General features: G+C 64.5%; 11 protein-coding genes. 4 read left to right on the forward strand and 7 right to left on the reverse strand.

All coding sequences use genetic code 11. The features are described from left to right. Window positions 1-129 precede the first annotated feature (129 nt). Together AC0L3J_RS11040 and AC0L3J_RS11045 are read left to right on the forward strand one after the other, a co-directional pair. Window positions 130-1,038 (forward strand): PaaI family thioesterase, encoded by a 909-nt coding sequence (locus AC0L3J_RS11040; protein ID WP_473346960.1) that lies wholly within the window; start codon window positions 130-132, stop codon window positions 1,036-1,038. A 67-nt stretch (window positions 1,039-1,105) separates the two neighbouring features. After that, complete coding sequence (locus AC0L3J_RS11045; RefSeq protein ID WP_027565260.1) at window positions 1,106-1,471, forward strand: hypothetical protein; 366 nt, start codon at window positions 1,106-1,108, stop codon at window positions 1,469-1,471. Here the strand turns inward: AC0L3J_RS11045 and AC0L3J_RS11050 are convergent. The 6 genes from AC0L3J_RS11050 to AC0L3J_RS11075 all read right to left on the reverse strand — a co-directional run bounded on the left by AC0L3J_RS11050 (window position 1,468) and on the right by AC0L3J_RS11075 (window position 8,281). Continuing rightward, window positions 1,468-2,628 carry an SCO family protein gene (locus AC0L3J_RS11050; protein WP_473346961.1) on the reverse strand — a complete coding sequence of 387 codons (1,161 nt, stop codon included), beginning with the start codon at window positions 2,626-2,628 and terminating at the stop codon, window positions 1,468-1,470. The genes AC0L3J_RS11045 and AC0L3J_RS11050 overlap by 4 nt on opposite strands. After that, window positions 2,629-3,291, reverse strand: coding sequence for a hypothetical protein (locus tag AC0L3J_RS11055; RefSeq protein WP_473346962.1), 663 nt, complete (start codon window positions 3,289-3,291; stop codon window positions 2,629-2,631). Window positions 3,292-3,486: 195 nt separating this feature from the next. Beyond that, the gene (locus AC0L3J_RS11060; RefSeq protein ID WP_473346963.1) at window positions 3,487-4,716 is read right to left on the reverse strand and encodes a tyrosinase family protein; all 1,230 of its coding nucleotides are present in this window, start codon (window positions 4,714-4,716) and stop codon (window positions 3,487-3,489) included. A gap of 187 nt (window positions 4,717-4,903) precedes the next feature. Next, on the reverse strand, window positions 4,904-6,640 hold the full coding sequence (poxB, locus tag AC0L3J_RS11065) for a ubiquinone-dependent pyruvate dehydrogenase (protein ID WP_473346964.1): 1,737 nt from the start codon (window positions 6,638-6,640) through the stop codon (window positions 4,904-4,906). Between the two features lie 80 nt (window positions 6,641-6,720). Then, window positions 6,721-7,353: a 2-dehydro-3-deoxy-6-phosphogalactonate aldolase gene (locus AC0L3J_RS11070; protein WP_473346966.1), complete on the reverse strand. Its 633-nt coding sequence runs from the start codon at window positions 7,351-7,353 to the stop codon at window positions 6,721-6,723. 13 nt (window positions 7,354-7,366) lie between these two features. Then, on the reverse strand, window positions 7,367-8,281 hold the full coding sequence (locus AC0L3J_RS11075; RefSeq protein ID WP_473346967.1) for a 2-dehydro-3-deoxygalactonokinase: 915 nt from the start codon (window positions 8,279-8,281) through the stop codon (window positions 7,367-7,369). A gap of 239 nt (window positions 8,282-8,520) precedes the next feature. Between AC0L3J_RS11075 and AC0L3J_RS11080 the strand changes: the two genes are divergently transcribed. Both AC0L3J_RS11080 and AC0L3J_RS11085 read left to right on the forward strand, forming a co-directional pair. Beyond that, the gene (locus AC0L3J_RS11080) at window positions 8,521-9,618 is read left to right on the forward strand and encodes an LLM class flavin-dependent oxidoreductase (RefSeq protein WP_473346968.1); all 1,098 of its coding nucleotides are present in this window, start codon (window positions 8,521-8,523) and stop codon (window positions 9,616-9,618) included. A gap of 55 nt (window positions 9,619-9,673) precedes the next feature. Continuing rightward, window positions 9,674-10,228 (forward strand): flavin reductase family protein, encoded by a 555-nt coding sequence (locus tag AC0L3J_RS11085; RefSeq protein WP_473346969.1) that lies wholly within the window; start codon window positions 9,674-9,676, stop codon window positions 10,226-10,228. Between the two features lie 209 nt (window positions 10,229-10,437). On the opposite strand, the gene AC0L3J_RS11090 is transcribed toward AC0L3J_RS11085, so the two are convergent. Then, entirely contained in the window at window positions 10,438-12,306 is a 1,869-nt protein-coding gene (locus AC0L3J_RS11090; protein WP_473346970.1) for a sigma-54-dependent Fis family transcriptional regulator, read from the reverse strand. Between the last annotated feature and the right edge of the window lie 41 nt (window positions 12,307-12,347).

Consider the following 12,347-nt stretch of genomic DNA (forward strand, 5'->3'; position numbering starts at 1 on the left):
CGAACGAACGAGGCGCCCACCATCGTTGCTTCGGCCCGCCCTGTCGAGGCCAAACCGCCCCGGCACGCCTGCCGTGGGACGCGCATCCGGGGTTTTGCGCCGCGCCCGCCACTGGTCTAGAACGTCCTCATGTCCAGCTCACCGACCACACTTTCGTTCGAGGAACTCGCCGAGGCGATCAAGGGCCGCCGCTCCGATTACGGTCGTATCAGCGGGCTCCAGCTCGACCGCTTCGCACCTCGCGAGGCCTGGTCCAGCCTGCCCTACCGTCCCGTCTTCGTCGGCGACACCGAGACCGGCGTGCTGCATGGCGGCGTCGTCACCGCGATGCTGGACGAGAGCTGCGGCATGGCGGTGCAACTTGCGCTCGACGGCACGAGCGCGATCGCGACCCTCGATCTGCGCATCGACTACCAGAAGCCGGCGACGCCGGGCCTCGACATCAAGGCGCATTCGGTCTGCTACCGCACCACGCGTTCGATCGCCTTCGTGCGCTCCACCGCCTATCAGGAGTCCGAGGACGATCCGGTCGCAACCGCGACAGCATGTTTCATGATCGGCGCCAACCGCACCAACATGCTCGCGGACCGCAGGATGGACTCCCGCAACATCCCGACGCTGGAGGCGCCGGCCGATCCGGACGGCCCGTTCGCCAACAGCCCGTTCGCACGCTGCCTCGGCATTCGCGTCAACGACGACGACACACTGACGATGCCGTTCTCGCCAAAGATCATCGGCAACCCGATCCTGCCTGCGATCCATGGCGGCATGACCGGCGCTTTCCTCGAGACCACCGCGATCTTCGGAGTGGCGCGCGAACTCGGCGCAACCGCGCTGCCCAAGCCGATCGGACTGACCGTCAACTATCTGCGCTCGGGCCGCGCGCTCGACACCTTCGCCAACGTCTCGATCGTGAAGCAGGGCCGGCGCATCGTCGCCTTCGAGGCGCGGGCCTGGCAGGACGATGCGAACAAGCCGATCGCCACGGCCTTCGGCCATTTCATGCTGCGGCCGACGCCCGGAAACGACGAGGAATAGGCGCATTTTCCCTTGACGGCCAAGGTCTGGGCCACAACGATAGCATGTTCCCGCGAGAGGTATTGGGTTGCGGCATCCGCTCGACATCGTCGCCATGTTCGCCGCGCTCTGGCTGCTGGCAGCGATGGTGCTCGACGCGCTGACGCCGAAGGAGCTGACGACGGTGATGATCGGCATCGCCATCGGACCCGCCGTCGTCATCACCGCCGTGTTCTACTATCTGCGCTGCCCGCGTACCGATTTCGCGGTGATGTTCGCAGCACTCTGGCTGATCTCCGACATCGGCATCGCGTTCATCTCGCCGGCGCAGCTGCCGCATTTCCTGATTGCGCTCGGCTTCGTACCGGCGCTGCTGATCGGCATCGTGCTGCACTGGCAACGCTTCCAGCGCCGTCATGAGCGGCTGCCCGTGCCGTCGGTCAAGCGGGGTTAGCGCGGTTCGTAGCCGGTCAACGTCTCGACCGCGCGAGCCACGATTTGCTCCTCATCCCAGTGAAGACGTTCGAAGGACACCGCGATCCGTCCTGTTGCATCAAGAATGAAGAGTTCGATGCGGTGACGGTTCACGAGCGATTCGCCAAAATTGACACCAAGCTCGAAATATGAGCGCAGCGCGTCGTTCCCCTCGACGGCTCGTAGCAACCGGTGATCTTCGTCCATACGCACGGCACGGTCCTGGCCATAGACCCGCAACCGTTCGGCCCTATCGAACGCCGGATCATACGTGATCGCAGCCGTACGTATCCGTCCCGCGAGTCCCCGCGCGCCGAGCAATGCCTGGACGCGTCCCAGCTTCGTGACGCTGAGCGAGCACTTCATCGGATTATCGCAACGAGTATAGAAGAAGACCACGATGGCCGGGTTGCCACTGAAGAACTCTAGGAACCTCACCGATTTCCCGTCTTGATCCTGCATCAGGATGGAATCGATCGAGCAAGGCTCCAAGTTCGCCATCGGCGCCCGGATCGAGACATTTCCGGCCGCCGGTAAGCCGCCGCAGCATGAAGGAACGGCACCGTCGGGCTCGCGGATGGCCTTCAGCGCCCGATCGAGATCGAGCCGCAACTTCCGTGACAGACCGAGCTCCGCGCGCCAGCCCTCGAGCTGGTGTTGAACGGCTTGCGCCCTCGAACCAAGCCAGGCCAGCACGGCCAGCAACTCCGATACCGCACTGGTTCCGGTGGATGATGTCGCGTACTCGCCATACCTCTCGAACGAAACCGGCTCGTCATGGAATCGAATCCGGTTGAGCGCCCGCGCGACAAAGGGCGCAAAGGCTTCGTTCGGCTTTGAATAAGAACGCAATGCGCGCGCGGCCGCAGCGACCAGGTAAGCATCGATACCCGTATCCAGCTCTTCGAGCACGAAGATCAGCGCTTGATCTGAGAGTCCAGCGCGCGCCAGAGCAAGGAGGATCCAGCCTCGCATCTGGACCACAGTCGCTGTCCCTCGCCCGGCGTAGACGGGATGCTCTTCGCGCAGAAGATCCGCGAGCTCCGCGCCACCGACCGGATCGGCGGCGAGTGTGTCGACCAGATCGGCGAACCGGTCTTCCGACATCACGCGCGTTGCGTCGCCGGAAATGGTCATCTACTGATCGTACTTGCTGAGGAAGCGGCGCGCGGACTGCTTGTACTTTGTCGGCGTTTTGGACGAGTTGAAGCGAGTCACACTCCGCATCAAGACTTTGTCCTTGGCGAGCGCGGCATCGTCGCCGAACTGCTCCAAAGCGATCAAACTCGTGGCTTTGATGTCCGAATAGTCCGATTTGTCCTTCAGTATCTTGAGCGCCTGCTGTTGCAGTTTTTGCGGATTCAACGAGTGCAATGCAGAGGCAGCGAGCTGCCGGTTTTCGCGCAGCTCCTTTTTGTCGCGGAGCATCTTCTCGAACAGCGGCGCAGACTTGGCATCGGCCGCTAACAGACGCAGTGCCTCGCGCTTCGCGTCCTGGTTCGGCGGCTTTTTCACGATCGCGCGCGCTATCGAGTACGCATCGGCATGAGCGTCGTTGCCGAGGAGCTGAAGCGCCTTCTCGGGCGGGAGCAGCGCCTTGGCGGGGTTCCTCAGGCCGTCCAGGAGCTTCTTTTGCGCAAATCCATCCTTGTTGCGCATGAGAATACCGAGCGACCGCCGCCGCAGCTGCTCATGAGAATCGGTCGAGACCTCGCGTAAGGCCGCAATGTAGTCCGCATTGACGGATTCGAAATTGGGGACACTGAAGGCCGCCGCGCCGAGCGATTGCAGCGCGGCCATCCGCACCTCGATGACCTTGCCGGAGTCGCACAAGACCTTCAATAGACGCTGAACATCGTCGGTGCTCTCTGCTACCTGGACAGGGGCCGGGGCGGAGGTTTTTCGCTTTCGCGTCGCGACCTTCTTCTTTGCGGCCTTCTTCTTTGCAACTTTCCGCTTCGTTGCCATCATCTCATCTCCCCGCGCAGGCGCGCGCTAGATCTGCACGTCATCATAGCCGAATCCCATGTTGGATGCCGCATTGATGACGCCGAGGTAATCGATGCAGTCCTTGACATGCGGCTGCAGCCCCGGCGCCGCGACGCAGGGTGATGTGGCCAACGTCCCGCCCGGCGCGTCCGGGGGACGGGTGGGGTCCGCGGGGCTGGTGACGCCGTTCCACGGCCACATGGTATCATTCAGCTTGTGGCCCGGCCGACTGGTTGGTCTCTCGTCGAACGACGCCGCGGTCGCCGGATCGAAACGTCCATTCTGGCGTTGCCACCTTGCCCACAGTCGATCGACGTTGCAGTGAAGCAGGAAAAACAACGGGTCCTTCGCCGCGGTCGTGGGATTTTGGATAGAGCCACCAAAGCTGGTGTGCGCAAGGCCGTGCGGATTTCCCTCCATGCCCCGGAACGCGCGAAACTGATTGCCCAGCGCCAGCGTTTGCGCTTCCCTCATCGGATTTGGAGGAGCCTGCGACGTGGGAAAGTCCGGAGTACGATTGATTCCAGGAGTGCCGTCCGTCGCCCAGAATTCCAGCGGATTACCATTGCGGAATTTAACGGTGCCATTTGCGTCGGACTCGCCCAGGAAGTCGCGTGTAAAAACGTTCGGAGCGGGCTGGTCGAAGCGCCAATAGGGGAGCGCCACACCCGGATCGATCGCTTGAAGCTCACGCTCGAGGTCAAGCAGATAGGCGCGATGCCATGGCAGGAAACCGGGCGCGGCATGCGCCTGCGGATAACCGGGCGCCTTGTGCATGTTATTGAAATCCGCGAAGCGGCCGAGACCCTGGTTATTGAGCTTGGCAAACGCCGCGGTGAACCGATCGCGCTCGCCGTTCGTGAGTTTGTTGGCATTCTTGCGGATGCGCACCATCAGTTGGGACGATCCGACGAGCGTGTTTCCGACGCGTGCCTCGATCTTGACGTCGCCGGAGTTGGTACTGGGCTGGCCAAATTTCCCGGCAACGAAGAACGGAACCGTTGTGCCGTTCGTCGGGACGGTCAGAGTGAGGCTGCTCGCTAACGCTCCAGTCGTGCCGCTGCGAAATCCGACTCCACCGCCATTTGCCGCCGATACGGCGGCAAGTCTAACGCTGACCGTTGACGCGTTGGCGCCAGATGGGTCAGTCACGCGAATCCGGCACGGAGACGGTACCCATGCAACGAAGCGCGCTTCTGGAGCTGTACTGTTGTTGATCTGCAGTTCGACGTTCATAAATGCGCCCTCCCCGAAATTGGGCGGCCCGAACAACATTCTCTGCGAGTAACATATCACGATACAATCACATCGTGCAGATAGCAAGTTGATCGGCCGCGACCGAATGCCCTCCGGCGGGGGACACCGGCCGGAGGGCTTCGCGTCGTGGTCGGAGACGAGCCGGGATACGCCGACGATGCGCGCCTTAGCGCGGCAGCAAATTGGTCTTGGCGAGATCGACGACCTCGTCGCCGCGGCCGTTCATCACGGCGCGCAAGACCCAGAGGCTGAAGCCCTTGATCTGTTCGGGCGTGATGGTCGGCGGCATCGACAGCTCTTGCTTGGCGGTGACCACATCGAGCAGCGCCGGCCCGTCGTGGGCCAGGATGTCCTTCATCGCGCCCGGGAGCTCGCCGGGATCCTCGACGCGCCGCGCAAAGATACCCATCGCACGCGCCATCGCAGCGAAGTCCGGATTCTCCAGATCGACATTGGTGTCGACGAAGCCGGCCGCCTTCATCTCCAGTGCGACGAAGCCGAGCACGCCGTTGTTGAAGATGACGACCTTCACCGGCAGCTTCATCTGCGTCAGCGTGATCAGATCGCCCATCAGCATGGTGAAGCCGCCGTCGCCGGAGAGCGAGATCACCTGGCGGCCGGACTGCGCGGCCTGCGCGCCGATCGCTTGCGGCATGGCATTGGCCATCGAGCCGTGCACGAACGAGCCGATCAGCCGGCGGCGGCCGTTCATGTCGAGATAGCGCGCGGCCCACACCGTCGGCGTGCCGACATCGGCGGTGAACACCGCATCATCGCTCGCGTGATCGCTGATGACCTTTGCGAGATATTGCGGATGGATCGGCTTGGCTCCGGGCGTGCCCTTGGCGAGCGAGTCGAGGCCCTCGCGTGCTTTCTTGTAGTGCGCGATCGCATCGTCGAGATGCCTGCGCTGCGTCTTGGCCTTGAGCAGCGGCAGCAGCGCCTCGATGGTGGGCTTGACGTCGCCGACGAGGCCGAGATCGATCTTGCAGCGACGACCGAGATTCTCCGGGCGGATGTCGATCTGGGCGACCTTCGCATCAGTCGGGAAGAACTGCTTGTAGGGAAAATCAGTGCCGAGCATCACCAGCGCGTCGCAGGCGTGCATGGCGGCATAGCCGGAGGAGAAGCCGATGAAGCCGGTCATGCCGACGTCGTAGGGATTGTCGTATTCGACGTGCTCCTTGCCGCCGAGCGCATGCACGATCGGGCTCTTCAAGGCTTCCGCGAGTTGCATCAACGGCGCATGCGCACCGGCGCAGCCGCGGCCGCAGAACAAGGTGATGCGCTCGGCGCCGTTCAAGAGGTCCGCAAGCGCCTTCAGCTCATCGGCCTGCGGCACGACCTTCGGCGCCGACAGCGCAAGACCACGCGCCGTCGACAGCGCGCGCTTCGGTGGGCTGCGGAAAGCGACGTCGCCGGGCATGGCGACGACGGCGACGCCGCGCATGCCGACCGCCGCGCGGATGGCGTTTTCCAGCACATAGGGCAGCTGACTCGAATCGGAGACCAGCTCGCAATAATGGCTGCACTCGCGGAACAGGTTTTGCGGATGCGTCTCCTGGAAATAGCCGCTGCCGATCTCGGCCGTCGGGATTTGCGCGGCGATCGCCAGCACCGGAACGCGGCTGCGATGGGCGTCGAACAGGCCGTTGATCAGATGCAGATTGCCCGGACCACACGAGCCCGCGCATACCGCAAGGCTGCCCGTCATTTCCGCTTCCCCGGCGGCGGCGAAGGCCGCGACCTCCTCGTGCCGGACATGGATCCATTCGATCGTGCCGCGCCGCCGCAGCGCTTCGGTCAGTGCATTCAGGCTGTCGCCGACGATGCCGTAGATGCGCTTGACGCCAGCCTGTTCGAGCGTTGCCACGAACAGATCGGCCACGTTGTTGATCGCCATGTCGGTCTCCTGATCTCGCTTCTGCGGCAAGATAGGATAACGCGCAACCGTGACGGCATCACGGCTTGTTTATTGCCGACTCAGTCTTTCGCAATCGCCCGATCGTAGGCCGCGATCGTCAATTTTGCGCGAGCGGCAACATCCGTTGCCGTCATGCCGGGTTTGTAGAGGCTGGAGCCGAGCCCGAACGCGGTGACGCCGCCCTTGATGTACTCCGCAAAATTCTGGTCGGAGACGCCGCCGACGGCGGCGATCATCACGCCGGCCGGCAGCACGGCACGGACCGCGGCGATGCCGGACGCGCCGAGCACGCTGGCCGGAAAGAACTTCAGGCCAGAGGCGCCGGAGCGCGCGGCAAGCAGCGCCTCGGTCGGCGAGAACACGCCCGGTAGCGTGACCATCGCGTATTGGTGCGCACGCGTGAGCACCTGTGTATCGACATTCGGCGACACCATCAGCTTGCCGCCGACATCGTTGAGCCGATCGACATCCGCTGTGGTCAGCACCGTGCCGGCGCCGATCAGCACGCCGGCCGGCGCGAGCTTGACGGCGGTGGCGATGGAGCGGAACGGATCGGGCGAGTTTAGCGGGATCTCGATCGCGGTCATGCCGGCCTCGATCAGCACGCCGACGATGGCCTCGGCTTCCTCCGGCTTGATGCCGCGCAGGATCGCGACCAGTGGCCGTTTCATCGCCGGAAAGGGAACGCTCATCTCAACAGTCCTCTCATTTCGTCCAGATCGCGGCAGCCGCCATCGACAGACCGCCGCGGACGGCTTCATCGGCGTCGACCGGCATCACGGTGACCGACAGCGCCTCGAAAGCCAGCCTGTACAGCATCGCGAGCCGCCCCGAGGCAATCAGCGTGATTCCAGCTTTCGGCATCGCGCCGGAGAGCCCTGCCGCCAGTTCGACGCCGATCAACGTGCCCGACAGCGTTTCGCGCGCCGCGGCCGGTGTGCCCCCGAACAGGAGCTGACGCGACCGCGCGCCGAACAGAAAATTGGCGGCGAAGGCCGGTGCCTCGTACGCGGCCTTCACCGCAGCCTGGAAGCTCGTGACATCCTCGGCGTCTTCGGCGCCCGCGACCGCAAGCGACAAAATCGTCTCGCGCGACACCACGCTGAAGAGCTCGCCAGTCATGAAGGTAGAGAAATGCGCGACAGTATCGTCCTTCAGGCGCACCCATTTCGAATGCGTACCGGGCATGCAGACCAGCGCTTCACCGGCGGCGTTGAGGCCAAGCGCGCCGAGCAGCTGCGTCTCCTCGCCGCGCATCACGTCCGGCGCTTTTGCATCGCGCTGCGCGATACCCGGCAGGATGCGGATGTCGCGCGCTTCGCCCGGCACGCGCGCGGCCTGCTTCAGGACGGCCGCGAGCGGCGCCGGTGTATCGACATATCCGGCTTCGACCCAGCCCGTCTTGGCGCCGGCCATGCCACAGACCAGAACCGGCAGATGAGCTGGTGCTTCGACGGCGGCAAGATGCGATTGCAGCACGGCCGCGAAGCCGGTCTTTGCCGCCGCCAGCATGCCCTCGCCGCTGCGGCGTTCGGCCAGCACCACGCCGGTACGATCGATCAACCAGAGCCGGAAGCTGCTGGTGCCCCAGTCCACCGCGACGTAGGCGGGTTCGGTCATCTCGATTCTCGTCCTCGTCTCACCGGCAAGACGCCGTCTCGCGACGATGAGACGACATCAGGCAATTTCGCCCCGGAGATATCGGCTATTGCCGCCGCAAACCAGCGTTTTCTCGCAGGTCTGAGACGCTGTAGCGGTGGCACACCGCTTGCGGAGCGGTGGCACACCGCTTGCTCAAGCATCCCTGCTCACATCCGTGAACCGCGCAACAAGACGCGTCAATTGTGGAGAGGAAACCCATGGAGATCGGCTATTTCACGATGCCTTCGCACCCGCCGGAGTGCGGCCTGAAGGAAGGGAACGACTGGGACCTGCAGGTCATGCGCTGGCTCGACGAGCTCGGCTATCAGGAGGCCTGGGTGGGCGAGCACCATACCGCGCCCTGGGAACCCAATCCCACGCCGGACCTGCTGATCGCGCAGGCGCTGATGCAGACCAAGAACATCCGCATCGGACCAGGCGGCTTCCTGCTTCCCTATCACCACCCGGCCGAGCTCGCCAACCGCGTCGCGATGCTCGATCATCTCTCCGGGGGGCGGCTCAATTTCGGCGTTGCGGCCAGCGGCCTGCCGAGCGACTGGGCCATGTTCAACGTCGACGGCATGAGCGGACAGAACCGCGACATGACGCGCGAGGCGCTGGAGATCATTCTGAAGATGTGGAGCGATCCCGCGCCCTGGACCTACAAGGGCAAATTCTGGACGGTGACCAAGCCGGACACCATGTTCGACTTCCTGAAACCCCACATCAAGCCGTTGCAGACGCCGCATCCGCCGATTGGCGTCGCCGGTCTCTCGAAGAATTCGGACACGCTGAAGCTCGCCGGCGAGCGTGGCTTCATCCCGATGAGCCTCAACCTGAACCCCGCCTATGTCGGCAGTCATTGGGATTCGGTCGTAGCAGGTGCCGCCAAGACCGGACGCAAGCCGGACCGCGCGGATTGGCGGCTGGTGCGCGAGGTGTTCGTCGCCGATACCGACGAGGAAGCGTGGAGGCTCTCCACCGGCGACATGATGGGCCGGATGATGGGCGAGTACTTTCTGCCACTGCTCGGCCATTTCGGCTTCAAGGACTATTTGAAGCACGTGCCCGACGTGCCCGATAGCGACGTCACCGTCGAATATTGCGCCAAGCGGAACTGGATCGTCGGCTCGCCCGCGACCGTCGCCGAGAAAATCGAGAAGATCTACGAGGAGGTAGGCGGCTTCGGCGTGCTGCTGGTGTTCGGCTTCGACTACAAGCACAAGGCTGAAGCCTGGCATCACTCGCTGTCGCTGCTGAGGAACGAAGTGATGCCGCGCCTGAAGCATCTCGGCTCCGCGCAGAAGGCGGCTTGACCCGACGCGGGTGCGGCGCGATCGTGCCGCACCCGTTCTTTCTGGAGACCATCGCGTGAGCGTGGACGCAAAGGAATTCAAGCAGGCGATGCGCCAGTGCGCCGGCGCCGTGGCGCTGGTGACCGTCGGTGCCGAGCACGGCAAGCGCACGGGGCTGACGGTCACCTCCGCCTGCTCACTCTCGGACTCACCGCCATCCCTGATCGTCTGCGTCAACCGCAACGCCAGTGCGCACGCGCGCATCCGCGAGGAAGGCGCGTTCGCGATCAACTTCCTGCATGAGGACCACGCTCTCCTGGCGCTCACCTTCAGTGGCCAGAAGGGCGTCAATGGCGACGACCGTTTTGCGTTCGGGGAGTGGACGCGCGGGGTGACCGGCGCGCCGGTGCTGACGGACGCGGTCGCCGCGTTCGACTGCGTGCTGGCGCAGGAATTCGAGACGACGACGCATTCGATCTTCGTCGGCGAGGTGCGCGGCGCATCGCATTCCGACGGCGCGGCGCCGCTGGTCTATCTGCGCAGCAGCTTCCACGTCCCTCACGAAATCCGCGGCACCGTCACAGTCGGAGATCTCGACTCGCGGCATCTGAGCTGGAGCGATTTTTCGTAAGGCAGCGGCGGCGAGCTCGCTGCCGTTCCCTTCTCCCCTTGTGGGAGAAGGTGGCCCGAAGGGCCGGATGAGGGGTTCTCTCCGCACGTTCAACTGCAAGAGAGAAGTGCTCGCGGAGAGAACCCCTCACCCGTCTCGCCGCTGTCGCGGCGAGCCACCCTCTCCCGCAAGGGGAGAGGGGAAGAACGTGCGCCGCACGCTGCTGAGCGCTACTGCGTCGTCTCGATCTTCAACAGCTTGATCTTGCGATACAGCGTGGCGCGGCTCAGCTTCAGCGCGCGCGCTGTTTCCGTCACGCGGCCGCCATGCTTGCGCAAGGCTTCGACAATCGCCGCGCGCTCCGCCGCCGTGAGGTCCGCCTCCACTGCCCTTCCACCAAACGGGGGCAGATCGAGATCGGCATCGGTGATGACGCCATCCTCCGCCGTGCAGCCGGCGAGCCGCAGCACATGCCGGAGCTGGCGCATGTTGCCGGGATAGGGATAGGACGCGAGCTGCGCCCAGGCTTCGTCCGAGAGCGAGCAATTCGGCGCCTCCTCGTGCGCGATCTGGCGGATGACGTCGTCGCGGTCGGCGCGCTCGCGCAAGGCCGGCAGCCGCACCTCCATGCCGCGCAGACGAAAATAGAGGTCGGTGCGGAAGGCGCCCTCCTCGGCCATGCGGCCGAGATCGCGATGGGTGGCGCTGATCAGGCGAATGTCGACCGGCACGGGCTTCAGCGCGCCGAGCGGCCAGACTTCGCGGTTCTCCAGCACACGCAACAGCCGCGTCTGCAGCGCGATCGGCATGTCGCCGATCTCATCGAGGAACAGCGTGCCGCCGTCGGCCTGCACGATCAGGCCCTTCGAGCCGTCGCGGCGTGCGCCGGTGAAGGCGCCGGCCTCGTAGCCGAACAGCTCGGCATCGATCAGGCTGTCCGGCATCGCCGCGCAGTTCAGCGCGACATAGTTGTGGCGTGCGCGATTGCCGGCTGCGTGAATGGCACGAGCGAACACATCCTTGCCGACGCCGGTCTCGCCATGCAGCAGGACTGGCAGATTGCGATCGCCGATGCTTCTGAGCCGCTTTACACTCTTGATCAGTCCGGGATCGCGACCGGCGAGCCGGTGCAGCGCGTCGAACCGGTCCACAGGAACGTCACGACGCTGCGTGGACGGCCGAGGCCGCAGCGGCGGCGCGACATGGCCATGCCCCAAGGGACTGCCATCGGCCCGGCGCAGCTCGACGATGCCGTCTGCGTCGCGCGCGGCGGGATGATCGAACTTGACGTAGCGCGACAGATCGATGCCGGCTGCGATCAAGCCGTCGGTGAGACCCAGCAGTGCGCGCGCCGAACGGCATGCGCCGACGATGCGGCGATCGTCGTCATAGGCGAGCAGGCCGCTGCCGCCATCGCCCGGCACGGTCGCGATCCAGGCGTTGCGGAAATGACCACGGAAGATCGCGCCCTCCATGCGCCGCGTCGCCTCCATCGTCACTGCGAGCGCGAGCTGATGCGCGGTGCGTTCGAGGTCTTCGCGGCAGGAAGTGATGTTCACGGCGCCTGCGAGCCGTCCGGCCTGGTCGAACAGCGGCGTCACGGCGCAGGAAAACATGTGCCACTGCGCGCGAAAGTGCTCGTCGCGATGTACCAGGATCGGCTTCTGCTCGGCGAGCGCGGTGCCGAGCCCGTTGGTGCCTTCAAAAGCCTCCGAAAAATTCGAGCCGGTGTAGATCTTCCAGTCCATGAATAGTCTCGCGTCGGCTTCGGCGGGCAGGCGGCTGAACAGCATGGTTGCGTTCACGTCTGCCAGATTGACGCAATAGCCGGCATCGCGCAGCACACGGGCGAGCCCGTCGAGCTCCGGTGTTACGAGCCGGATCGTCTCCTCCATGGGTTCGGCGACGTGACGGATCTCGGCTTCGGTGAGCGTCTGCGGCGGCCCCTGACGGGCGGGATCGAGCTTGTGGCTGACCAGGCAGCGCCGCCAGGAATTGGCAATACGCGAAGAGGCATCGACGTCGGCCAAGCGGTTTGTAACCTGATTGGCGACGGACAAGACGCGGGCGACATGGTTCGAGGCCGAAAGGCTGGCCATCGCGGACGTCTCCACCCTGTATTATTGTGCAAAGTCTGGCA

It is taken from the genome of Bradyrhizobium sp. Kon37 (assembly GCF_055807535.1).

Coding starts and splice junctions, on each gene's coding strand:
- AC0L3J_RS11040 (WP_473346960.1), top strand. CDS start 130: ATGTCCAGCTCACCGACCACACTTTCGTTCGAGGAACTCGCCGAGGCG.
- AC0L3J_RS11050 (WP_473346961.1), bottom strand. CDS start 2,628: ATGACCATTTCCGGCGACGCAACGCGCGTGATGTCGGAAGACCGGTTC.
- AC0L3J_RS11055 (WP_473346962.1), bottom strand. CDS start 3,291: ATGGCCGCGCTGCAATCGCTCGGCGCGGCGGCCTTCAGTGTCCCCAAT.
- AC0L3J_RS11060 (WP_473346963.1), bottom strand. CDS start 4,716: ATGAACGTCGAACTGCAGATCAACAACAGTACAGCTCCAGAAGCGCGC.
- poxB (WP_473346964.1), bottom strand. CDS start 6,640: ATGGCGATCAACAACGTGGCCGATCTGTTCGTGGCAACGCTCGAACAG.
- AC0L3J_RS11070 (WP_473346966.1), bottom strand. CDS start 7,353: ATGAGCGTTCCCTTTCCGGCGATGAAACGGCCACTGGTCGCGATCCTG.
- AC0L3J_RS11075 (WP_473346967.1), bottom strand. CDS start 8,281: ATGACCGAACCCGCCTACGTCGCGGTGGACTGGGGCACCAGCAGCTTC.
- AC0L3J_RS11080 (WP_473346968.1), top strand. CDS start 8,521: ATGGAGATCGGCTATTTCACGATGCCTTCGCACCCGCCGGAGTGCGGC.
- AC0L3J_RS11090 (WP_473346970.1), bottom strand. CDS start 12,306: ATGGCCAGCCTTTCGGCCTCGAACCATGTCGCCCGCGTCTTGTCCGTC.